The following is a 22153-nucleotide window of genomic DNA, read 5'->3' as shown; positions in this document are numbered from 1 at the left end:
GGCTTCGGCGCGGGGCAGGTGCCGGTGTCCTCACCGATCGAATTGATCTCCGCGTTCGACCTCGGGTCACCCGCGTAGTCCAGCTGGTCCGTGCACTTCTTGCCGGACCGACCGGTGGGGGCGTCCGGCTGCGCGGCGGGGGACTGGGCGACGCTCGACGTGGCCGTGGAGGGCGCGGCGTCGTCGGCGCCGCCGCCGTTGTCGCAGGCGGTGAGTGCCAGGCCGGCGGCCATGACGGCGAGGGCGAGCATCGGGAACGTGCGGCGAGCGGGCATGACGTTGTCCTCCATGGGTCCGGGCCTGATCGAGCAGGCGCTTCACGTCTCCCAGGAGGGTCCGGACGCCGGGGCGGGTTGCCCCGGCGCCGGCGTCCGGACACGTCTGTGACGAGCGGGGAGCCTCGTCGTGACGTTGTCTCAGGCCAGGCGGCGGGCGAGGGCGCGCAGGAGCGCCACCACCCCGGCCGGGCCGTCCACCTCCACGTCCGCGCGCTTCCTCAGCTCCGTCACCTCGTCGCTGCCGCTGCACACCAGGAGCCCGGGGATGCCCTCGGCACGGAGCCGGTCCGCGGCCGTGAAGGCGGGGAGGTCGCCGAGGTCGTCACCGGCGTAGAGGACGGATCCCGCGTCCACCTCGCGGACGTACTCCTGCAGGGCGGCGCCCTTGTCCATGCCCGGCGGGCGCAGTTCCAGCACCATGCGGCCCGGTTCGACGATCAGCCCGGTGCGGGTGGCCAGCTCGGCCAGCGGCGCGCGCAGGGCCTCGAAGGCGGCCTGCGGGTCGGCGGCCCGCCGTGTGTGCACGGCGACCGCCCGGCCCTTCTCCTCGACCCACACGCCCGGCCCGGCCCCGGAGGCGTCCAGCACACCCGGCAGCTCGGCCCGGACGGCGGCCACCCCCGGGTGGGGCGGCGGCGCGGTGACCGTACCGGTGGCGGCGTCCCAGCGCTCGGCGCCGTAGTGGCCGAGGACGACGAGGTGGTCCAGGCCGGGGACGTCCGCGAAGCCTCCGTGGTGGACGGCGACCTCGGCCGGACGGCCGGTGATCACCGCGACGGAGGCGACCTTCGGGGCGAGGGCCGCGAGCGCGGGCACCGCGTCCGGGTGCGCGCGGGCCAGGTCGGGGTCCGGCACGATCGGGGCGAGCGTCCCGTCGAAGTCGAGCGCGATCACCGCGCGGCCGGGGCGGGCGAGGAGGGCGTCGAGCCCCTCGCGGCCGGCCTCGGTCGCGGGCGTCGGCAGGTGGTCCGCGGGGACCTGGGAGTCGGGGGTGGATTCCTTGTGGCTGCCCATACGGCGAACCTATCCCGCAGGCGCGGGAACCAACCTCAGCGCTCGCCGCGCCGCGACTCCCGCACCCGGCGCAGCCGGTTGACCGTCACCGGGTCGAGGGCCAGGGCGCGCGGGTCGTCCAGGAGGGCGTTGAGGAGCTGGTAGTAGCGGACGGGGGCCAGGCCCAGTTCCTCGCGGATCGCGCGTTCCTTCGCGCCGGGGCCCGGAAAGCCCCGGCGCTCCAGCGCGAGGATGCCGCGCTCCCTTGCTCCCAGGTCCATGTACGGCACCGTAACGCCCGCCACCGACAGCGGCGCTATTCGGCGCTGCCCGCCCGCATCGCCGTCGCCTGGATCTGGCCGAGGACCTCCGCGGGGCTGCCGCCGGGGACGACCGCCTGGCCGATGCGCTTCTTCACGTCCGCGCTGACCGAGGCCCAGGAGGTCTTGCCGACCGGGTAGAGCTCGGAGAGCAGCAGTTCGTCCAGGAAGGGCTTGAGGTCCTTGTCCTCGGCCGCCGCGCTCATCGTCTCGGACGCGGAGGTGGTGACCGGCAGCAGGTCGTACTCGCGGGAGAAGTCGAGGACGTTCTCGTCGCTGTAGACGAAGTCGAGGAAGTCGCCGATCTCCTCCTGGTGGCCGTTCTTCTTGAAGGCCGTCATCCAGTCGGTGACGCCGAGCGTGTTCCTGCTCTCGCCGTCGACGCCGGGCGTGGGCACCATGCCGTACTTCACGCCCTTGGCGGACGCCGTCTTCATCAGCGAGGGGTGGCCGTTGAGCATGCCGACGTCGCCGTTCGCGAAGGCGGTGAAGGCGTCGGCCCGGTTGAGCTTGCCGGGGGCGACCGGGCCGGTGAGGCCCTTGCCGACCAGCTCGTCCCTGAGCCACGTGAAGGTGGTGACGTTCTGCGGCGAGTCGACGGAATAGGTGCCGACGTCGTCGGTGTAGCCGCCGCCGCCGCTCAGCATCCACTGCATCGTCTCGGCCTGCGCCTCCTCGGCGCCCAGCGGCAGCGCGTAGGGGTACTTCACGCCCTCGGCCTCGAGCGCCTCGGCCGCCTCGGCGAGGTCGTCCCAGGTCTTGGGCGGGGTGACGCCGGCCTTGTCGAAGAGGGTCTTGTTGTAGAAGAGCACGCGGGTGGAGGCGGCGAACGGCAGGCCGTACTGGACGCCGTGCACCTGGCCGGCCGTGGCCAGCTGGGAGACGAAGTCGGCCTGGACCGGTATGGAGAGCACGTCGTCGGCCCGGTAGAGGAGGTCCTTGGCCGCGTAGTCGGCGTAGGCGCCGATCTGCGCCATGTCGGGGGCCTCCCCGGCGTCGACCATCTCGCGGACCTTGCGGTCGACGTCGTTCCAGGAGTAGACGGTGACGTCCACGTGCACGTCGGGGTGCTTGGCCTCGAAGGACTTGGCCAGCTCGTCCCAGTACTCCTGGGAGCTGTTGTCCTTGCTGTCGCCGTAGTCGGCGGCGACCAGCTTCAGCGTCACCTCGTCGGAGCCGCCGGTGAGTCCGCAACCGCCGAGGACCGCCGTCAGCCCCAGGGCGGACACCGCCGCGATCGTTCCCGTCCTACGCCGCCGCTGCACTGTTCCTGCCCCGCCCCTGCCGTGTGTCGATCGGTTCGATCGTCCGCTTACCGAACTAAGGTCTACACCACGCGAGTGGACTAGACCTCTCCCGGGTGTACGGGCCACACTGTCCCCGTGAGACATGTCATCGCCCTCGATGTGGGCGGCACCGGGATGAAGGCCGCCCTGGCGGGGCCGGGGGGCGAGCTGCTGCACCAGGCCCGCCGCGCCACCGGACGGGACCGCGGGCCCGAGGCCGTCGTCGCGGGCATCCTGGACTTCGCCGCCGAACTGCGCGCCCTGGGCGCCGACCGGTTCGGCGAGGACGCCGTGGCCGCCGGTGTCGTCGTCCCCGGCATCATCGACGAGGAGCACGGCACCGCCGTGTACGCCGCCAACCTCGGCTGGCGCGACGTCCCGCTGCGCGCGCTGCTCAGCGAGCGGCTCGGCGGCATCCCGGTCGCCCTCGGCCACGACGTGCGCACCGGCGGGCTCGCCGAGGGCCGCATCGGGGCCGGGCAGGGCGCCGACCGGTTCCTGTTCGTGCCGCTGGGCACCGGCATCGCGGGCGCCATCGGCATCGACGGCCGGGTGGAGGCGGGTGCCCACGGCTTCGCGGGCGAGATCGGCCACGTCGTCGTGCGCCCCGGCGGCACGCCGTGCCCGTGCGGGCAGCGCGGCTGTCTGGAGCGGTTCGCGTCCGCGTCGGCCGTCAGCCAGGCCTGGGCCGAGGCCTGCGGCGACCCGGAGGCGGACGCCGCCGACTGCGCCAAGGCCGTCGAGTCGGGCGACGCCCGCGCCGCCCGTGTGTGGCAGGACGCCGTGGACGCCCTCGCCGACGGGCTGGTCACCGCGCTCACCCTGCTGGACCCGCGCGTCCTCATCATCGGTGGCGGCCTCGCGGAGGCCGGGGAAACCTTGTTCACACCGCTGCGGGACGCCGTCCGGCGGCGCGTCACCTTCCAGAGGCTGCCGGAGCTCGTTCCCGCGGCCCTGGGGGACACCGCCGGCTGCCTCGGTGCCGGGCTCATGGCCTGGGACCTGCTCGACACCACTCCCACGACCGCGACTCCCCCGGAGGTAACCACCTGATGGCCCCAAGCAAGGTTCTCGCCGGTGCCCGGGTGGTACTGCCCACCGGCACCGTGGACGACGGCCGCGTGATCGTCGACGGCACGCGGATCGCGGACACGGCGCCCCCGGACGCGGAGACCGTCGACCTCACCGGCCACTGGGTGGTCCCCGGCTTCGTCGACCTCCACAACCACGGCGGCGGCGGCGCCTCCTTCGCCGGCGGAACCGCCGAGGAGATCCTCCGGGGCGTCCACACCCACCGCCTGCACGGCACGACCACGGTGGTCGCCTCCGCCGTCACCGGCGACCTGGACTTCCTCGCCCGGCACGCCGGGGTGCTCGCCGAGCTGGCCCAGCAGGGCGACATCGCCGGCATCCACTTCGAGGGGCCGTTCATCTCCCCGTGCCGCAAGGGCGCGCACGACGAGGAGCTGCTGCGCGACCCCGACCCGGCCGAGGTCCGCAAGCTGATCGACGCGGCGCACGGCCACGCGAAGATGATGACGCTGGCCACCGAGCTGCCGGGCGGCCTGGACTCCGTGCGGCTGCTCACCGAGCACGGCGTGATCGCGGCCGTCGGGCACACCGACGCCACCTACGAGCAGACGCTCCAGGCCATCGACGCGGGCGCGACCGTCGCCACGCACCTGTTCAACGCCATGCCGCCGCTCGGCCACCGCTCCCCCGGCCCGATCACGGCGCTGCTCGAGGACGAGCGGATCACCGTCGAGCTGATCAACGACGGCACCCATCTGCACCCGGCCGCGCTCCGGCTGGCCTTCCACCACGCGGGCGCGTCCCGGGTCGCCTTCATCACCGACGCGATGGACGCCGCCGGCTTCGGCGACGGCCGCTACATGCTCGGCCCGATGGAGGTCGAGGTCGCCGACGGCGTGGCCCGGCTGGTGGAGGGCGGCTCGATCGCCGGCTCCACGCTCACCCTGGACCGCGCCTTCAAGCGGGCGGTGACGGTGGACGGGCTGCCCGTCGAGGACGTCGTCGCCGCGATCTCCGCCAACCCGGCCCGGCTGCTCGGCCTCGCGGACCGGGTCGGCTCGCTGGAGCCCGGCAAGGACGCCGACCTGGTGGTCCTCGACGCCGGATTCGACCTGGTGGGCGTGATGCGCCGGGGCGGATGGGTGGTCGGTCCGCAACTGGGCTGATCCGTCCCCGAGTCCGCCTCCGGACCGGCCGACGGTGGCCGGTCCCGGGGCTGGGCCGACGGCCGTCCGTTTGGCATGATCGTGACTGGCGGAAACGTCTTCGGAACACATGGCGGACACAGACCATCGGGGGAGGTCGGCACGGGTGATTCTCACGGTCACGCTGAACACCGCTCTCGACATCACGTACCGCGTCCGTTCCCTGCGGCCCCACGGCTCCCACCGGGTCACCGACGTGACCGAACGCCCGGGCGGCAAGGGACTGAACGTGGCCCGGGTGCTCGCGGCCCTCGGGCACGAGGTGACGGTGACCGGCTTCGCGGGCGGCCTCACCGGACGCGTCGTGCGGGAAGGGCTGACCGGTGTTCACGGGGTGGCCGACGCGCTCGTGCCGGTCGCCGGAACGACCCGGCGCACCATCGCCGTCGTCGATCAGCGCACCGGCGACACCACCCAGCTCAACGAGCCGGGCCCGGTCGTCGCCCCCGCCGAGTGGAACGCCTTCCAGGAGGCCTACGCGGACCTGCTCGGCGGCGCCTCGGCGGTCGCCCTGTGCGGCAGCCTGCCGCCGGGGGTGCCGGTGGGTGCCTACGCCGGGCTGGTGCGCACCGCTCGCGCGGCGGGCGTGCCGGTGCTGCTGGACACCAGTGGGGAGCCGCTGCGCCGGGGCGTCGCTGCCCGCCCGGACATGATCAAGCCGAACGCCGACGAACTGGCCGAGCTGACCGGCTCGCACGAGCCGCTGCGGGCCGGACAGGCCGCCCGGCGGCGCGGCGCCGGGTCCGTGGTGGCCTCCCTGGGCGCCGAGGGCCTGCTCGCGGTGACCCCCGAGGGCCGCTGGCGGGCGGCGCCGCCCGCGCACGTCCGCGGCAATCCGACCGGCGCGGGCGACTCCGTGGTCGCGGGCCTGCTGTCGGGCCTGGTGGAGCACCTGTCCTGGCCGGACCGCCTGACCCGCGCGGTCGCCCTGTCCGCGGCGACGGTGCTGGCGCCGGTGGCGGGCGAGTTCGACCGGGCGGCGTACGAGGAGCTGCTCGGCCGGGGCGTCGCGGTGACGGCGGAGGCCGGCGCGGCCTGACCCGCTAGTCCTTGACGTTGCCCTTCTTCAGGGACAGCTGGTCCAGCAGGACGTTGCACTTGTCGCCGTCGCCGCAGGACAGCGTGATGGTGTTGGTGCCCTTGTTCAGCGTGGGCCAGGCATAGGTCTTGGTCCAGCCCTTGGCGAAGTCGCCGTCCGCGGCGTGCGCGAAGTTGCTCAGGTTCATCTTGCTGCCGAACGGCTTGCCGTTGACGGTGAGCGTCATCGACTGGTCCTCGCCGGCCGCGCTGTAGCGGGCGAAGAGGGTGTAGGCGCCGTCCTCGGGGATGCCGTCGACGGTCCAGGTGACCGAGGCACCGGGCTGGTTGAGGTTCGTCACGTAGGCGCCGCCGTCCGACTCGGCGCCCTCGATGTCCGAGGCCGTCGCCACGCCGGGCGACAGCTGCAGCTGGCCCGCCTGGACCGACGGCAGCTTCACCTCGTCGTCGGCGCTGCTGCTCGCCGACGGGGTCGGGTCGGTGCTCTCGGACTGGGTCGGGGCGGTGCCGCCACCCGCCTCGTTGCCGCCCTTGTCGTCGTCCGCGCCGCTGCTGGTCATCGCCACGGCGATGCCGATGACGACCGCGGCGACCACCGCGACCGCGCCGATCAGCAGGCCCTTGGTGTTGGGGCCGCGGCGTCCGCCGCCACCGCCGCCGCGGGACGACTGCTGCGGGGCGGTGGGGGCACCGCCGCCGGGGATCGTCTCCGGTGCGGCGTAGTGCGCGTTCGGTCGGCCGTAGGCGCCCTGCTGCGGACCGTAGGCGCCCTGCTGCGGCGGGGCCGCCTGGCCGTACGCGGCGGTCGGGGCGGCCTGGCCCTGCGGCGCCCCGTACTGCCGTGTGCCGACGGGACGCACCCGGTTGACGGAGTTCGGGTAGCCGTAGCCGCCTGACGGCGGCTGGGCTCCGTTGGCCTGCCCGTCGGCGTACAGGTAGCCGAACGGGTCGTCGTCCTCGGGCGTGCTCGCGCCGTTGTTGCCGGGCGTCATCCCTAGGTCTCCTAACCAGGTGCGGTGCGTTTGCGGTACAGGTGGTGAGAGGGCGAGCCTACCCGCTCCGACTGACCCGAACGGGTGACTCCGACCGCATCAGTACGCTGACCTGGGGATCATCCCGCACGACGGTGCTGTTTGGGACGAGATCGTTTCTCTACGTACATCCGTTCGTCGGCGGACTTGAGGACTTCGTCCGCCGTCATGCCGCAGTGGGCCCATCCGATGCCGAAGCTGGCGCCGACGCGGACGGCCCGTCCCTCGGCCCGGATCGGCTGGATGATCTCGTTGCGCAGCCGTACGGCGAGGTCCTCGGCGTCGGCCCGGCCGAGTCCGTCGGCGAGGATGACGAACTCGTCACCGCCGAGCCGGGCCACCGTGTCGCCGTCGCGCACCCCGCCGCCGAGCCGGCGGGCGACCTCGATGAGGACGGCGTCGCCCGCGTTGTGCCCGAACCGGTCGTTGATCGACTTGAAGCCGTCCAGGTCGCAGAAGAGGACCGCGAGCCCCTTGGTGCCGTCGTCCCGGCCGTCGCCGGGGGCGATGGTGTGCACGTGGTGGTCGTAGACCCCGTAGGGATCGGCGCCTGAGCCGAAGTCGAAGGTGTGGCCCCCGGAGTCGGTGACGGGGTGCCCGTAGGCCGCGTCCATCGCGTCCGCCACCGCCGCGTGCGGGGACTGCGGGCGCCGGCACAGCCGGGCGGCGAGCCGGGCACGCAGCTCGGCGGAGTTCGGCAGGCCGGTGAGGGAGTCGTGGGAGGCGCGGTGGGCGAGCTGGAGCTCGCGGCGCTTGCGCTCCTCTATGTCCTCGACGTGCGTGAGCAGGAAGCGGGGCCCGTCGGCGGCGTCGGCGACGACGCTGTTGCGCAGGGAGACCCAGACGTACGTGCCGTCGCGGCGGCCCAGGCGCAGCTCGGCCCGGCCGCCCTCGGCGGAGGTGCGCAGCAGGGTGCCGGTCCTCGGGGTGGACGAGGTCGGAGAAGGCGTAGCGGCGCATCGCGGAGGCGGGGCGGCCCAGCAGCCGGCACAGGGCGTCGTTGGTGCGCAGGATGCGGCCGTGCTGGTCGCCGCCCATCTCGGCGATGGCCATGCCGGAGGGGGCGTACTCGAAGGCCTGCCGGAAGCTCTCCTCGCTCGCCCTGAGGGCCTGCTGGTCGCGTTCGAGGCGGACCAGGGCGCGCTGCATGTTGGAGCGGAGGCGGGCGTTGCTGATGGCGATGGCGGCCTGGAAGGCGTACATCTGCAGGGCCTCGCGGCCCCAGGCGCCGGGCCGGCGGCCGTTGCGCGGGCGGTCCACGGACAGGACGCCGATCAGTTCGCCGCTGGTGTCGCCGCGCTGCGGGCCGGGCGCGTACATGGGGGCGAAGAGGCGGTCCGAGGGGTGCCACTCGTCCTCGAAGCGGGGCGCCGGCCCGTCGGTGTACCACTGCGGGACGTCGTCGTCGTCGAGGATCCAGCCCTCGGTGTGGGGTATGAAGATCAGGTCGCCCCACTGCTCGCCCATGCTCAGGCGGCGTTCCCAGGACTCGCGGGAGCCGGCCCGGCCGGTGATCAGGGCCTCGGCGGCCTGGTTGCCGGAGAAGGCCGCGACGACGAGGTCGCCGTCGGGGCGGACCAGGTTGACGCACGCCAGCTCGTACCCGAGGGCCTGGACGACGCCGTCGGCGACGGTCTGCAGGGTGTCCGCCAGGCTGCGGGCCGTGTTCATGTCGGCCATGACCTGGTGCAGTTGCCGCAGGGACGCAAGGCGGACGTAGGGCTCCGACTCGGTCTCCATGCTCGCCCTCCCCCCGAGACCTCGCAGCGAATCAAGGGTTCTCTTCGGCGTATCGTCCTTACCAGCTTCCGCCACTGAATCACAGCGCGCTGCCCACTCGGTACACAGGGTCAACAATTACTGTCCCTTGTGACTCAAGTCACAGCCAAAGATGAACAATTGAGTGGTGATTCTGCGTTTTCCGCGTGCGTTTACTGAACGCAAAGTTTGTAGGTATGCGCACGACTCCTCCCGGACGCCTCCTGCCGAGGTCCTAGGCCGGTCCTAGGCCCCTGTTCGGACCGGGGGCCGATGCCGGGCCGGCGGCCCGGCGATTAGCGTGGCGGGGTGCCGAACACTCCTTCCCTCGCGTCCCCCGCACCCTCCGCGTTCTCGGTGCCGTCGCCAGCCTCCGGGCATCCTGAAGGGGTGAGCAAAGACGAATTCCGTGCCGCCATGTCCCGGCTGGCCTCGGGCGTGGTCCTGGTGACCGCGCAGGAACCGCCGCTCGACCCCGACGATCCGGGGGCGCCGCGCGGCGAGGACGTCGGGATGACGGCCACGGCGTTCATGTCGGTGTCCCTGGACCCGCCGCTGGTCCTGGTCAGCCTGCGGGAGGGCTCCCGGATGGACGACCTGCTCGACGAGCAGCCGGTGTGGGCGGTCTCCGTCCTGTCCGAGAGCCAGCGGCACATCGCGGGGCGCTTCGCGATGAAGGGGCGGGTCAGCGACCGGCTCCTCTTCGAGGACATCCCGTACGTACGGGGCGAGGTGTCCGGGTCCCCGCTGGTGGGCGGCGCCCTGGCGACTCTGGAGTGCCGCACCGAGCAGCGCATACCGGCCGGGGACCACACCCTGGTGATCGGCCGCGTCCTGACCGCCGCCCTGCCGAGCGCGGACGGGGGGCCGCTGACGTACTTCCGGGGCCGGTACCGGCACCTGGACTGAGCGCTAATTCGCTCGTCCGGCGAGCGGGCGCCTGCCTAGGGTGCGCGCATGACGACCCGCACCACGCTCCGCCTGGAGCAGATCACCCCGGCGAACATCGAGGCCGCCCTCGCGATCCGCGTACGCCCCGAGCAGGAGTTCGCCGTCTCCCCGGTGGTGAAGTCCCTCGCCGAGGCCTACGTCCACCCCGAGAAGGCCTGGCCCCGGCTGATCGTGGACGGCGACCGTCCCGTCGGCTTCCTCATGGGCTTCTTCGGCATCGACTGGTACGACGACGGCAGCGCCCTGCGCTCCGGTCTGTGGCGCCTGAACATCGCCGCCGAGGAGCAGGGCCGGGGCTACGGCCGCTTCGCGGTGGAGTCGGTGGCGGCCGAGATCCGGCGCCGCGGCGGCACGGAGTGCTTCGTCACCTGGCACCCGGGCGAGAACGGCCCCGAGAACTTCTACCTGGGCCTCGGCTTCCGCCCGAACGGGGAGAAGGCGGAGGAGGAGACGGTGGGCGTGCTGGCGCTGGACTGAACGCGCTCCGCAGGTGGACGGGACGGACTGCGCCTCGATGACGGGCTGAGGGAACGCGCCCCGCAGGGGCGCGGGGCTGTGACATTTGCGGCTCCGCCGCGTGGGCGCGCCCAGCCACGACGAACCCGCAGGCACACTCGACAGTCGCCGCCCGGCCCCTCACCCCCAGTCCCGCGCGGAGCGCCCCCGCTTGGTGTCCGAGCGCTGCTTCTTCTCCCGCAGCCGCCGCTCGTTGATGCCGCGCGGGATGCGGGTCGGCCTGCGCGGCTTGGGCGGCGGCGCGGTCGCCTCCGCGAGCAGCGCCGCGAGGCGCACCGCGGCGGTCTCGCGGTTGCGCCACTGGGAGCGGTGCTCGGAGGCGCGCACGGTGACGACCCCGTCGGTCAGCCGGCCGGCCAGCCGCTCCAGCGCCCGCCGCTTCCACACCTCGGGCAGCGCCTCGGTGCGCGCCAGGTCGAAGCGGAGCTCCACGGCCGTGTCCGTGGTGTTGACGTGCTGCCCGCCCGGCCCCGAGGAGCGCGAGAAACGCCAGACGAGCTCGGCCTCGGGAAGCGAGACGGAGCCGCGGATGACATGGGGACCGGACATGCCGTCAATGTTCCCCTCCCGGGACGGCCCACGTCACCCGAATATCCTCGGTCCCGGACTCGGTAAAGAAAGTAAAGAGACCTGGAACCTTGCGTACCCCTCTCGTCGTTCATGGGGGTAGCTGTAGCTTTCTTGCCGTACGTAAACGAGGGAAGGGACTCCCAACAATGGCTGTAAGCCTGTCCAAGGGTGGCAACGTCTCGCTCACCAAGGAGGCTCCGGGCCTGACCGAAGTCACCGTGGGCCTCGGCTGGGACGTCCGTACCACCACCGGCACCGACTTCGACCTCGACGCCTCGGCGATCGCGGTCAACACGCAGGGCAAGGTCTATTCCGACGCCCACTTCGTGTTCTTCAACAACAAGCAGACCCCGGACAACACGATCGTCCACACCGGTGACAACCGCACCGGCGAGGGCGCCGGCGACGACGAGGCGATCAACGTCAACCTGGCCGCCCTGCCGGCCGACATCGACAAGATCGTCTTCCCGGTCTCGATCTACGACGCGGAGAACCGCTCGCAGAACTTCGGCCAGGTGCGCAACGCCTACATCCGCATCATCAACCAGGCCGGCGGCGCCGAGATCGCCCGCTACGACCTGTCCGAGGACGCGGCCACGGAGACCGCGATGGTCTTCGGCGAGCTCTACCGCAACGGCGCCGAGTGGAAGTTCCGCGCCGTCGGCCAGGGCTACGCCTCGGGCCTGGTGGGCATCGCCCAGGACTTCGGCGTGAACGTCTGACGTCCGCCTGTCCGTTGACCGTACGAAGGCCCCCCGGCGCTGTGCCGGGGGGCCTTCGGCGTCAGGGCAGCAGGCGCTGTTCCTTCGCCACCGAGACCGCGCCCGCGCGGGTGTCGACGCCCAGCTTGTCGTAGATGCGGCGCAGATGGGTCTTCACGGTGGCCTCGCTGATGAACAGGGCCCGGGCGATCTCCCGGTTGCCCAGACCGGTGGCGAGCTGGGCCAGGATGTCGCGCTCCCGGTCGGTGAGGGAGGGGCGCGGGCTGCGCATGTTGGCCATGACCCGGCTGGCGACCGGCCCGGACAGCGCCGTGCGGCCCCGCGCGGCGGCGTGGATCGCGGCGAACAGCTCCTCGGGACGCTCCGCCTTGAGCAGGTAGCCGGTCGCGCCGGCCTCGATGGCGCGGGTGATGTCGGCGTCGGTGTCGTACGTGGTGAGCACCAGGACGTGCGGGGACGGGCCGCCGGTGGCGGTGAGGCGGCGCGTGGTCTCCACCCCGTCGATGCCCTCGCCGAGCTGAAGGTCCATCAGCACCACGTCGGGCGCCAGCCGCGCGGCGAGGGCGAGCGCCTCCTCCCCGGTGCCGGCCTCGCCGACCACCTCGATGCCGGGAGCGCTGTCGAGCAGGGCCAGCAGTCCGGCGCGGACGACGACGTGGTCGTCGCAGACGAGGATGCGGACGGGGGCCGGGGCGGCCGGTTCGGTCATCGGGGTGCCTCCAGCGGGTCGGCCGGGTCGGTCCGGGGCGGGTCCAGGGGGACGGCGGCGGACACGACGGTGCCCTCGCCGGGGGCGGACTCGACGGTCAGGGTGCCACCGAGCCCGCGCAGCCGGGCACGCATGGCGGGCAGTCCGTGCCCGCGCACTCCCGACGGGGCACCGGGCAGCGCCGCCGGGTCGAAGCCGTGGCCGTCGTCGGTGACGTCCAGGACGGCCTGGTCCTCCAGGAGGGTGAGGGTGAGCGCCGCGGTGGAGGCGCCCGCGTGCTCCCGGACGTTGGCCAGGGCGCCCTGGGCGATCCTCAGCAGGGCCGACTGGACACGGTCGGGCAGCAGCGGGGCCCGGCCGCCGTCGTCCACGTGGACCCGCACGGTGAGGTGGTCGCCGGACTCCCGCTCGGCCAGGGCGCCGAGCGCCGCCACCAGGCCGCCGCCGCGGGCGAGGTCGGCCGGGGCGAGGTCGTGCACGAAGCGGCGGGCCTCGGCGAGATTGTGCTCGGCGACGGACGCGGCGCCCCGGACGTGGGTGCGGGCCTTGCCCGGGTCGGACTCCCAGACCCGCTCGGCCGCCTGGAGCAGCATCCGCTGGCTGGACAGGCCCTGGGCGAGGGTGTCGTGGATCTCCATGGACAGCCGCTGGCGTTCGGCCAGGGTGCCCTCGCGGCGTTCGGCGGCGGCGAGTTCGCGGCGGGTGCGGATCAGGTCGTCGATCAGGGCCCGCTGCCGGGCCGCCTGCCGTTCGGTGTGCAGGAACACGGCCGTGGCGATGGCGGCGACGGCCGGCGGGGCGAGCAGCAGGTTCGGGTCGAAGCGCCCCGCGAGCCGGAGCTGCGCGGCGACGACGAACACCGTCAGGACGGTCACCAGGACGAGCGCCGCCCGGGCCGGCAGGGTCCGCAGGCCGGTGTAGAAGAGGGGCACCGCGCACCAGGAGAAGCTGGGTGCGAGGACGACGAGCACCATCCACACCGCGACCACCGCGCCGAGCCAGGCCAGGCTCCGCCGGGTGGGCCGCGCCCCGGCACCGCTGAGCACGGGCCCGAGCAGGTGCAGCGCGGCGAGGGCGAGGGACAGGGCGATGATCCAGGGGGTGCGGGGCTCGCCGGGGTGGCGCAGCAGGAAGCGGGCGAGGGCGCCGCCGAGCAGGAGGAAGAACGCCACGTGCAGGACGGCACCGAGCCACCGGGTGTCCGGGTCACAGGGCTTCGGCATCCGCGCACGCCTCCTTTCCACCGTTGTGTCCTTCCACGCTGAGCTGCGCGTTCACTCCCATGGTGACCTGCCCGGACGGTGGAGGGGTCAGCCGATCGGACGACCCCGCTGTCGCCCGTTCCGTCGCGGGGGAGCAGCCGGAACGGCGACCGCACACTCCAGGTGCGGGGCGGAGGGTGGAGAGCAGAAGGACGGAAGCGGCCCGCAGGGGCCTCGACGCGGACCGTCCGCCCCGACCCCGAGGAGCATCCACCATGAAGAAGACCCTTTCCCGGCGCGCCCGTATCGCCACCGGCGGCGCCGTCCTCGCCGCCGTCGCGGCGGGCACCTTCGGCACGGTGGCGGCCAACGCCTCGGCACCGGAGGCCGCCCCGGACGCCGCGGTGGCCGCCGCCCCCGCCGCCGCGGCCGGCAAGCGCGACACCACCACCTCCACGCACCTGACGATCGGCGCCGCCACCGAGGCCGCCCAGGCCGCGCTGAAGGCCGCCGCGAAGGAAGGCCAGCGCATCACCGTCGCCGTCGTCGACCGCAACGGCAACACGATCCTCACCATGCGCGGGGACGGCGCCGGCCCGCAGTCGTACGAGTCGGCCGTGAAGAAGGCGTACACCGCCGTCTCGTGGAACGCCACGACCACCGAGCTGGAGGGCCGCCTGGAGAACGCCCCCAACCTGAAGGACATCCCGGGCACGCTGTTCCTGGGCGGTGGCGTCCCGGTCACCGCCGACAAGGCGCCGATCGCCGGTATCGGCGTCGCGGGTGCCCCGTCCGGCGCCCTGGACGAGAAGTTCGCGCAGGCGGGCGCGGAGGCGCTGGGCTAGGCCCTGCCGCCCGACGGGCGCAACGGCCGGATCCGGCGGGCGTTTCACGTGAAACGCCCCATAGGATCACGGCGTGCGCCTCACCCGTCTGCTCGTAGCCGCCGCCACCGTCACCGCCCTCGCGGCGTGCAGCAGTGGTGGCGGCGGTGTCGACGGCACCCCCGGCGGTTCGGGCGTGCGCGATCCGTACTTCCCCAAGGCGGGCAACGGCGGCTACGACGTCGGCCACTACGACCTGGTCCTGGACTACGACCCCGACGCCGAGCAGCTCACCGGCACGGCGACGATCACGGCACGTGCCACCCAGGACCTGTCCGCCTTCAATCTGGACCTCAAGGGCCTGGACGTCGAGAACGTCACCGTGGAAGGCCGGGAGGCCCGCTTCAACCGGGCCGGGCAGGAGCTGACCGTCCGCCCGCCGGACGAGCTGGACGACGGAGAGACGTTCCGCGTGCGGGTCCGCTACTCCGGCGAGCCCGAGACCGTGACCGACCCGGACGACTCCGAGGAGGGGTGGCTGCCCACCGACGACGGCGCGGTCGGACTCGGCGAGCCGACCGGCTCGATGGCCTGGTTCCCCGGCAACCACCACCCCTCCGACAAGGCGACGTACGACCTCGCGGTCACCGTCCCCGAGGACTACGGGGTCGTCTCCAACGGCCGGCTGACCGACGAGACGACCAAGGCCGGCCGTACGACGTACCGCTGGCACACCGCCGAGCCGATGGCGAGCTACGTCGCCACGATCGCCGTCGGCGACTGGCGGATCAGCCGCTCGGCCACCGACGACGGCCTGCCGGTGTACACGGCCGTCGACCCGGAGCAGGCCGGCGCGAGCCGGACGGTCCTCGCACAGATCCCCGCGATCCTGAAGTGGGAGCAGGGCCTCTTCGGCCCGTACCCCTTCTCCTCCACCGGCGCGATCGTCGACCGCCCGGACGACGCCGGCTACGCCCTGGAGACCCAGACCCGGCCCTACTTCCCCGGCGCCCCCGACACCGAGACCCTCGTCCACGAGCTGGCCCACCAGTGGTACGGCGACTCCGTCACGCCGAAGACCTGGCGCGACATGTGGCTCAACGAGGGCTTCGCCACCTACGCGGAGTGGCTGTGGACGGAGGACCACGGCGGCGACACCGCCCAGGAGACCTTCGACGCGCTCTACGACGGCGACTACTTCGACGACGAGGCGGCGAACGAGGCCGTCTGGGCGTTCCCGCCCGGCAAGCCGTCCGATGCCGCCCACATCTCCGACAGCCCGGTCTACCAGCGCGGCGCGATGGTGCTGCACCGCATCCGGCAGACGGTCGGCGACGACGCCTTCCGCGCCCTGCTGCGCGACTGGGCCGCCGCCCACCGGCACGGCAACGCGGACACCGACGACTTCACGGCGTTCGTGGAGAAGTCGGCCCCCGGGAAGGACTTCACGGAGATCTGGGACGACTGGCTGTACGGGGACGGGAAGCCGGAGCGCCCGTGAGGCGGGGCGCCGCCCGCCGCCTCACTCCTCGAACGCGTCGAGCAGCCGGGGCAGGTCCGGCGGCCACAGGGCCTCGGGCGCCTCGGCGAGTTCCGCGCGGCTCCACCAGCGCCAGGTGAGGATGCCGTCCGCGGCGTGCGCGGCGGCGAGGTGCGGTCCGGTGGGCTCGCGCCGGGGGCCGTGGGCGACGTAGATGTGCTCGTGCTGGCGGACCGGGCCCACGCTCAGGTGGGTGAAGTCGTGCTCCCAGGTGCACAGCAGCGGGCCGGGCTCCAGGTCCGTCCAGCCGGTCTCCTCGCGCAGTTCGCGCAGGGCGCCCTCGCGCGGGCTCTCGTCCTCGTCCAGGCCGCCGCCGGGCATCGCCCAGTGCACGCCGACCTCGACGTTGTCGTAACGCAGGAGGAAGACCGCGCCCTCGGGGTCGAGCACGGCGACGCGGGCCGCGCGGCGCGGGATGCGCAGCGGCTTGCGCAGCACCGTGCAGGGGCGGGCGGCTTGCAGGTCCCGGCGGTGGCCGACGGTCTCGTAGCCGAGGGCGGTCCAGAAGGCGAGGGCGTCGCCGTTGCCGTCGAGGACGGCGAGCCGCAGACCGGCATGGCCCGCGGCCCGGAAGCGGTCCTCGACGAGGGACGCGAGCCGCCTGCCGTGCCCCTTCCGGCCCAGCTGCGCGTCCACCATCAGCAGGCCGATCCAGGGGTCGGGGTCGGCCGGGTCGGGATGCCGGGCGAGGGTGACCGCGATCCCGACCAGCCGGCCCGCGTCCCGGGCGAGCAGGACCTCCGCGCCCGGCTGCGCCAACTCGTCGGCCAGCGCCGCCGCCACCTGTTCCGGACGGATGTCGTCGGGATCGGGGAAGTCGCCGCTGAGGGCGTGGAAGGCGCGGTGGGACGCGTAGAGGGCGGTCAGCTCGGTGAGGAGCGGTCCCGGGATGTCGTGGTCGGGGGCGAGCGTGAGCGGGGTGATGATCACGCGGGGCAACCTACCCCGCGCCGGTCCTGCGGTGGCCCGGAAGCGGGGGCATGACACCATCACCTGCGTGCTCGACATCGGCTACGCCCTCTCCACCCGATTCCCCGACCCGCCGCAGACCGACTACCGCCGCGCGGACGTCCACGCCCTGCGGCACGACCTGTTCTGCGGGGACGTGTATCTCGCCGACACCAAGGAGGACCGGGAGATCTCCACAGCCTGGGGATGGGTGCCGGTGCTGGACTTCGCGTGGGCGCTGTGCGACATCGTGGAGCAGGTCGACCGGGATCCGGCGGGCTCCCGGGCCGCCCGGCCGCAGCACGCCGAGCTGGACTTCACCGAGTCCACCGACCGTCTGCTGTTCGAGCGCCGCTTCGGCTGGGTCGACATCGAGGCGGAGTGGCTGCCGGCGAGCGAACCGCCGCTGTCCTTCTCGCACACCGCACTGCGCCGGGAGGCCCGGGACTTCCTCCACGACCTGATCGCGGACCTCACGGACATGCACGAGACCCTGGCGGAGAACCCGGCGATCTGGACCCTCCAGGCCCGCTTCCCCCGCGTCTCCTGACCGCGCCCGTCCCGCCCGGTCGGGCCCCTGGCAGTGCCCCTACTCCTCCGCCAGCACCCGAACCCCCATTTCCGCCGCCAGTACCGGCGCCAGGTCGAGCAGCTGGGCCGGGCTGATCACCGACCCCGCCAGCCGGTCCACGCCGCGGGCCAGCTCCAGCGGATCGGCACCGCGCAGGTCGACGTCCGTCAGGGTCGCCGCGCTGAGGTCGGCGTCCTTCAGGGCGCAGCCCACGAACGCGACCCGCTCCAGGCGCGCGCCCCCGAAGTCCGGCTCGACCAGGACACAGCCTTCGAAGACGACGTCCTTGAGCCGGGCCCGGCGCAGATTCATATAGTCGATCTTCCCGCCGCGGATCAGGACCCGCTCCAGCGCCGCCCCGTGCAACTGCGTGCCGCCCAGCCGGGCGTCGACCAGCTCCACGTCGCGCAGCGTGGCCTCGGCGAGGTCCGTGCCGACGCCCCGTACGCCGGTGAGGACCGAGTCGAGCAGCCGGGCGCGCGGCAGTGACGTCTCGTCCAGCGCGCACCCCGTCAGCGCGCAGTCCATGAAGCGGGCGCCCGCGCCGTCCTGCCCGGCGAAGTCCGTCTCCAGGAACTCCAGCCCGTCGTAGTCGCCGTCCGGCTCCAGTCCTCCGCCGCCGTACGGCTCCAGCGCCGGCAGGCGCACCTCGGGGCGCCGCACCGGCCGCAACGCCGCCGTACCGCCGCCGCCCGCAGCTCTCCTCGCCATGGCCCCATGCTGCACCCCGCCACCGACAATGGCCCCCACCTGCGGCTTCGTGATTCCCTCCGACCGCGTGTCACGTTTCCCGGCCGCGCATCCGTCGTACTCGCAGAAACGCACGACACCAGGCGAACGCGACCCGAGGGAGCCCCAGCCATGCACCGCATCACCGTCGTCGGCGGCGGCTTCGCCGGACTGACCGCCGCCATCACCGCCGCCGAGGCGGGCGCCAAGGTCACCGTCCACGAGGCCCACCACACGCTCGGCGGACGGGCCCGCACCGCCGACGGCCCGTACCGCACCAACGAGGGCCCGCACGCCCTCTACAACGGCGGCCCGCACTGGTCCTGGCTCAAGCAGCGCGACCTGATCGGCCCCCTCGCGCCCCTCCCGCCGCTGGAGGCGGCCCGGCTGCGGCTGCGCCACCGGGGCGCACTGCGCCGCACCCCGCCCCTCGCCATGCTCAGACTGCTGCGCCGGGGCGTCGGACCGGCCCCCGTCGACACCGACTTCCTCACCTGGGCGACCGGCGTCGCGGGCGAGGAGGGCGCCCGTGCCGCCGCCCACTACTGTGCCGTCGCCCTCTTCCACCACGACCCCGGCTCGCTGTCCGCCGCCTTCGTGCAGGAACGCCTGCGCCGGGCTACCAAGCTGCCGCCCGAGGCGCACTACCCGCGCGGCGGCTGGGCCGGCGTCATCGACCGGATGGCCGCCCTGGCATGGAACCTCGGGGTCCGGATGGAGACCCTGTCCCGGGTCGACACCCTCCCGGCGGACACCCCGGTCGTCGTCGCCACCTCCCTCGACGCCGCCCGCCGTCTGCTCGGCGACCCGGCGCTGACCTGGCCCAGCGGGCGCACCACCCTGATCGACCTGGCCGTGCGGTCCCGGCGCGGCGACGCCTTCGCGGTTTCCGACCTGGACGCGCCGGGCTGGATCGAGCGGTTCACCGCGCAGGACCGCACCCTGGCACCGGCGGGCGAGCAGCTGATCCAGGGGCAGATCCCGATCGCGCCGGACGAGTCGAAGGCCGACGGCACCGCCCGCGCCGAGCACCTGCTCGACCTGGGCTTCCCGGGCTGGCGCGAGCGCGTCACCTGGCGGCGCGAGTCCGTCGCGAACGGCCGTACGGGCGCCGTCGACCCGCCCGGCACCACCTGGCGGGACCGGCCCGCCGTCGACCGCGGCGACGGCGTCTACCTCGCCGGGGACCAGGTCGCCGCGCCGGGACTGCTGTCGGAGGTCTCCTTCAACAGTGCCCTGACGGCCGTGTCCCTGGCGCTCGGCCGGAAGGAGCTTGACCTCAAGCAGGCTTGAGGTCGTTGAGTGGGGCCCGGACCACAAGCCTCACAGGGGGGACCGCCATGCGCGCCATCCGTCTGCACACCTTCGGCCCGGCCGAGAACCTCGTCCTCGAAGAGGTCGAGGACGCCCGCCCGGGCCCCGGCGAGGTCCGCGTCGCCGTCCGCGCGGCGGGCGTCCACCTGCTGGACACCGCCCTGCGCGAGGGCGTGCGGGGGCCGGCGCCCGAGCTGCCCGTCCTGCCCACGATCCCCGGCCGCGAGATCGCCGGCGTCGTCGACGCCCTCGGCGCGGGCACCCCCGAGCGCTGGCTCGGCCGGCGGGTCGTCGCCCACCTCGGCTTCGCGCCCGGCGGATACGCCGAACTCGCCGCCGTCGGCGCCGGCCGCCTCCACGAGATCCCGGACGGCCTGGACTTCGCCGAGGCCGTCGCCATGATCGGCACGGGGCGTACGGCGATGGGGATCCTGCAGTTCGCCGACCTCGGCCCCGGCTCCGTCGCCGTGGTCCCGGCCGCCGCGGGCGGCATCGGCACACTGCTGGTGCAGTACGCGAAGAACGCCGGCGCCACCGTCGTGGGGCTGGCCGGCGGCCCGGCGAAGACCGCCCGCGTCGCGGCGAACGGCGCCGACCTCGCCGTCGACTACACCGACCCGGACTGGCCGGCCAAGGTGCGCGCCCATCTGGGCGGCCGGGCGGCGACCGTCGTCTTCGACGGCGTGGGCGGGGACGTCGCCCGGGAGGCCGTCGCCCTCCTGGGACCCGGCGGCCTGCACCTCGTCTTCGGCTGGTCGGGCAAGGGCCTGCGCGACGGCGGGCCCTACCTCGTCGACGGCGTGTCCCAGCAGGTGCTCGGCCCGGTGATGATGGAGAAGGCCGGCGGGCCCGACCCCGTCCGCACGCTCGAACTGCGCGCCCTCGCCGAGGCCGCCGAGGGCCGCCTCTCCCCCGCCGTGCACCGCTTCCCGCTCGCCGAGGCCGCGGCCGCGCACCGCGCGCTCCAGGACCGGGGGACGACCGGGAAGGTGGTTCTGGAGCCCTGACCGGCGACGGTCCCACGGACGACCGGAACGGGATGCGATACGTCCCGATCCATGGTCTTCTGGCCCAATGAGTGCCACCCGGACAGGTGAGGGAACCGCCTCCGCGGACGCCGACCCCCGCCGCTGGTGGGGGCTGGTGGTGATCGCCCTGGCCCAGCTGATGGTCGTCCTCGACGCGACGATCGTGAACATCGCGCTGCCCTCCGCGCAGCGCGACCTGGGCATGTCCGACGCCAACCGCCAGTGGGTGATCACCGCCTACACCCTCGCCTTCGGCGGTCTGCTGCTGCTCGGCGGACGCATCGCCGACCTCGTGGGACGCAAACGCACCTTCGTCATCGGGCTGATCGGCTTCGCCGCCGCCTCCGCGCTCGGCGGCGCCGCCGTCGGCCCCTCGATGCTCTTCGGCGCCCGAGCGCTGCAGGGCGTCTTCGCCGCCGTCCTCGCGCCCTCCGCGCTGTCCCTGCTGACGACCACCTTCACCGACCCCAAGGAACGCGGGAAGGCCTTCGGCATCTACGGCGCGCTGGCCGGCAGCGGCGCCGCCGTCGGCTTCATCGTGGGCGGCGTGCTCACCGAGTTCCTGAACTGGCGCTGGTGCCTGTTCGTCAACATCCCCATCGCCGTCGTCGCCGTGACCGGCGCCCTGGTCCTCCTCCGCGACCGGCCCGGCCACGCCGACGTCCGCCTCGACGTCCCGGGCGTCGTCCTCGGCTGCGGCGGCCTGGTGGCACTCGTCTACGGCTTCAGCGAGGCCCAGCCGCGCGGCTGGACCGACCCGCTCGTCCTGGCGCTGTTCGCCGCGGGCGTCGTCCTCCTGGGGATCTTCGTGTGGTGGCAGACCCGGGCGCCGGTGCCCCTGCTGCCGCTGCACATCATCCGCGACCGCAACCGCGCCGGCTGCTTCCTGACGATGATGCTGGCCGTCATCGGCATGTTCGGGCTGTTCCTGTTCATGACCTACTACCTCCAGGTCATCCTCGACTACTCCCCCGTGCAGACCGGCCTGGCGTTCCTGCCGTTGACCGCCACGATCGTCATCGGCTCCACCCAGATCTCCGCCCGCCTGCTGCCCCGCGTGGGCCCGCGCATGCTGATGGCCCCCGGCATGCTCCTCGCCTCCGGCGGCATGGTGATCCTCACGCAGATGACCGTGCACTCGCAGTACACCACCGAGATCCTGCCCGCCCTGCTCCTGATGGGCCTCGGCATGGGCCTGACCTTCATGCCGGTCTTCTCCACCGCCACCGCCGGTGTCGCCCCGCAGGACTCCGGCGTCACCTCGGCGACGGTCAACACCTCGCAGCAGGTGGGCGGCTCGATCGGCACGGCACTGCTCAACACCATCGCCACCAGCAGCAGCGCCTCCTGGATCACGTCCCACCTCACCGACCCGACCCGGCGGGAGGAGATCATCAGGGAGGGCATCGTCCACGGCTACACGGTCGCCATCTGGGTGGCCGCCGGCATCATGCTGCTGGCGGGCGTGATCGCGGGCCTGATGGTCACGGCCAAGGCCCCGAAACACGGCACCCCGGCCGACCACCCGGTCCCGGAACCGGTGGGCTGAGGACTCCAGGGGCCGCCCGCACCCCCACCGCGGCGCTGA

General features: G+C 73.6%; 21 protein-coding genes and 2 pseudogenes. 12 read left to right on the top strand and 11 right to left on the bottom strand.

Annotated elements, in window-relative coordinates:
- The 4 genes and pseudogenes from IEZ05_RS33470 to IEZ05_RS33455 form a co-directional block, all read right to left on the bottom strand.
- Positions 1–275 (bottom strand): annotated as a pseudogene (locus IEZ05_RS33470) (hypothetical protein); the annotation flags it as partial.
- 141 nt (positions 276–416) lie between these two features.
- Positions 417–1292 (bottom strand): trehalose-phosphatase, encoded by an 876-nt coding sequence (gene otsB / locus IEZ05_RS33465; RefSeq protein ID WP_189234065.1) that lies wholly within the window; start codon positions 1290–1292, stop codon positions 417–419.
- 35 nt (positions 1293–1327) lie between these two features.
- Positions 1328–1552: a DUF3263 domain-containing protein gene (locus tag IEZ05_RS33460; protein WP_189234064.1), complete on the bottom strand. Its 225-nt coding sequence runs from the start codon at positions 1550–1552 to the stop codon at positions 1328–1330.
- A 35-nt stretch (positions 1553–1587) separates the two neighbouring features.
- On the bottom strand, positions 1588–2856 hold the full coding sequence (locus IEZ05_RS33455) for an ABC transporter substrate-binding protein (protein WP_189234063.1): 1269 nt from the start codon (positions 2854–2856) through the stop codon (positions 1588–1590).
- A gap of 156 nt (positions 2857–3012) precedes the next feature.
- Here IEZ05_RS33455 and IEZ05_RS33450 point away from each other — a divergent pair, with 156 nt between their 5' ends.
- The 3 genes from IEZ05_RS33450 (at position 3013) to IEZ05_RS33440 (ending at position 6153) form a co-directional block, all read left to right on the top strand.
- Positions 3013–3930, top strand: coding sequence for an ROK family protein (locus IEZ05_RS33450; protein ID WP_229869973.1), 918 nt, complete (start codon positions 3013–3015; stop codon positions 3928–3930).
- On the top strand, positions 3930–5075 hold the full coding sequence (nagA, locus tag IEZ05_RS33445; protein WP_189234061.1) for an N-acetylglucosamine-6-phosphate deacetylase: 1146 nt from the start codon (positions 3930–3932) through the stop codon (positions 5073–5075). Before IEZ05_RS33450 ends, nagA begins: the two co-directional genes overlap by 1 nt.
- Positions 5076–5220: 145 nt before the next feature.
- Positions 5221–6153 (top strand): 1-phosphofructokinase family hexose kinase, encoded by a 933-nt coding sequence (locus IEZ05_RS33440; protein WP_189234060.1) that lies wholly within the window; start codon positions 5221–5223, stop codon positions 6151–6153.
- 4 nt (positions 6154–6157) lie between these two features.
- Here IEZ05_RS33440 and IEZ05_RS33435 read toward each other — a convergent pair whose 3' ends face one another.
- Positions 6158–7144 carry a carbohydrate-binding protein gene (locus IEZ05_RS33435; protein ID WP_189234059.1) on the bottom strand — a complete coding sequence of 329 codons (987 nt, stop codon included), beginning with the start codon at positions 7142–7144 and terminating at the stop codon, positions 6158–6160.
- Positions 7145–7263: 119 nt separating this feature from the next.
- Positions 7264–8923 (bottom strand): annotated as a pseudogene (gene cdgB / locus IEZ05_RS33430) (diguanylate cyclase CdgB).
- Positions 8924–9250: 327 nt separating this feature from the next.
- Between cdgB and IEZ05_RS33425 the strand changes: the two are divergent.
- The gene (locus IEZ05_RS33425; protein WP_189234058.1) at positions 9251–9850 is read left to right on the top strand and encodes a flavin reductase family protein; all 600 of its coding nucleotides are present in this window, start codon (positions 9251–9253) and stop codon (positions 9848–9850) included.
- A gap of 48 nt (positions 9851–9898) precedes the next feature.
- The gene (locus IEZ05_RS33420; RefSeq protein WP_189234057.1) at positions 9899–10369 is read left to right on the top strand and encodes a GNAT family N-acetyltransferase; all 471 of its coding nucleotides are present in this window, start codon (positions 9899–9901) and stop codon (positions 10367–10369) included.
- A gap of 159 nt (positions 10370–10528) precedes the next feature.
- Here IEZ05_RS33420 and arfB read toward each other — a convergent pair whose 3' ends face one another.
- Positions 10529–10966 carry an alternative ribosome rescue aminoacyl-tRNA hydrolase ArfB gene (gene arfB, locus IEZ05_RS33415; protein WP_189234071.1) on the bottom strand — a complete coding sequence of 146 codons (438 nt, stop codon included), beginning with the start codon at positions 10964–10966 and terminating at the stop codon, positions 10529–10531.
- Positions 10967–11124: 158 nt separating this feature from the next.
- Here arfB and IEZ05_RS33410 point away from each other — a divergent pair, with 158 nt between their 5' ends.
- Positions 11125–11700: a TerD family protein gene (locus IEZ05_RS33410; protein WP_077797970.1), complete on the top strand. Its 576-nt coding sequence runs from the start codon at positions 11125–11127 to the stop codon at positions 11698–11700.
- A 61-nt stretch (positions 11701–11761) separates the two neighbouring features.
- On the opposite strand, the gene IEZ05_RS33405 is transcribed toward IEZ05_RS33410, so the two are convergent.
- On the bottom strand, positions 11762–12409 hold the full coding sequence (locus tag IEZ05_RS33405; RefSeq protein WP_189234056.1) for a response regulator: 648 nt from the start codon (positions 12407–12409) through the stop codon (positions 11762–11764).
- Positions 12406–13632 (bottom strand): sensor histidine kinase, encoded by a 1227-nt coding sequence (locus IEZ05_RS33400; protein WP_189234055.1) that lies wholly within the window; start codon positions 13630–13632, stop codon positions 12406–12408. The genes IEZ05_RS33405 and IEZ05_RS33400 overlap by 4 nt, the downstream gene beginning before the upstream one ends.
- 254 nt (positions 13633–13886) lie before the next feature.
- On the opposite strand from IEZ05_RS33400, the gene IEZ05_RS33395 reads away from it, so the two are divergent.
- Both IEZ05_RS33395 and IEZ05_RS33390 read left to right on the top strand, forming a co-directional pair.
- Positions 13887–14456, top strand: coding sequence for a GlcG/HbpS family heme-binding protein (locus IEZ05_RS33395; RefSeq protein ID WP_189234054.1), 570 nt, complete (start codon positions 13887–13889; stop codon positions 14454–14456).
- Positions 14457–14529: 73 nt separating this feature from the next.
- Complete coding sequence (locus tag IEZ05_RS33390; protein ID WP_189234053.1) at positions 14530–15936, top strand: M1 family metallopeptidase; 1407 nt, start codon at positions 14530–14532, stop codon at positions 15934–15936.
- A 21-nt stretch (positions 15937–15957) separates the two neighbouring features.
- Here IEZ05_RS33390 and IEZ05_RS33385 read toward each other — a convergent pair whose 3' ends face one another.
- Positions 15958–16905: a bifunctional GNAT family N-acetyltransferase/NUDIX hydrolase gene (locus IEZ05_RS33385; RefSeq protein WP_189234052.1), complete on the bottom strand. Its 948-nt coding sequence runs from the start codon at positions 16903–16905 to the stop codon at positions 15958–15960.
- A 67-nt stretch (positions 16906–16972) separates the two neighbouring features.
- Between IEZ05_RS33385 and IEZ05_RS33380 the strand changes: the two genes are divergently transcribed.
- Positions 16973–17473 (top strand): hypothetical protein, encoded by a 501-nt coding sequence (locus tag IEZ05_RS33380; RefSeq protein WP_189234051.1) that lies wholly within the window; start codon positions 16973–16975, stop codon positions 17471–17473.
- Positions 17474–17512: 39 nt separating this feature from the next.
- Here IEZ05_RS33380 and IEZ05_RS33375 read toward each other — a convergent pair whose 3' ends face one another.
- Positions 17513–18205 (bottom strand): pentapeptide repeat-containing protein, encoded by a 693-nt coding sequence (locus IEZ05_RS33375; RefSeq protein ID WP_189234050.1) that lies wholly within the window; start codon positions 18203–18205, stop codon positions 17513–17515.
- 150 nt (positions 18206–18355) lie between these two features.
- Here IEZ05_RS33375 and IEZ05_RS33370 point away from each other — a divergent pair, with 150 nt between their 5' ends.
- The 3 genes from IEZ05_RS33370 to IEZ05_RS33360 all read left to right on the top strand — a co-directional run bounded on the left by IEZ05_RS33370 (position 18356) and on the right by IEZ05_RS33360 (position 22114).
- Positions 18356–19516, top strand: coding sequence for an NAD(P)-binding protein (locus IEZ05_RS33370; protein ID WP_189234049.1), 1161 nt, complete (start codon positions 18356–18358; stop codon positions 19514–19516).
- Between the two features lie 47 nt (positions 19517–19563).
- Entirely contained in the window at positions 19564–20544 is a 981-nt protein-coding gene (locus IEZ05_RS33365; RefSeq protein ID WP_189234048.1) for a zinc-binding dehydrogenase, read from the top strand.
- A gap of 67 nt (positions 20545–20611) precedes the next feature.
- Positions 20612–22114: an MFS transporter gene (locus IEZ05_RS33360; protein ID WP_189234047.1), complete on the top strand. Its 1503-nt coding sequence runs from the start codon at positions 20612–20614 to the stop codon at positions 22112–22114.
- Positions 22115–22153 lie beyond the last annotated feature (39 nt).

Source organism: Streptomyces flaveolus, assembly GCF_014648815.1.
Taxonomy (GTDB): Bacteria; Actinomycetota; Actinomycetes; order Streptomycetales; family Streptomycetaceae; genus Streptomyces; species Streptomyces flaveolus.
The sequence above is the reverse complement of the archived record's forward strand: the minus strand, read 5'-3'. Positions and strand labels throughout refer to the sequence as shown.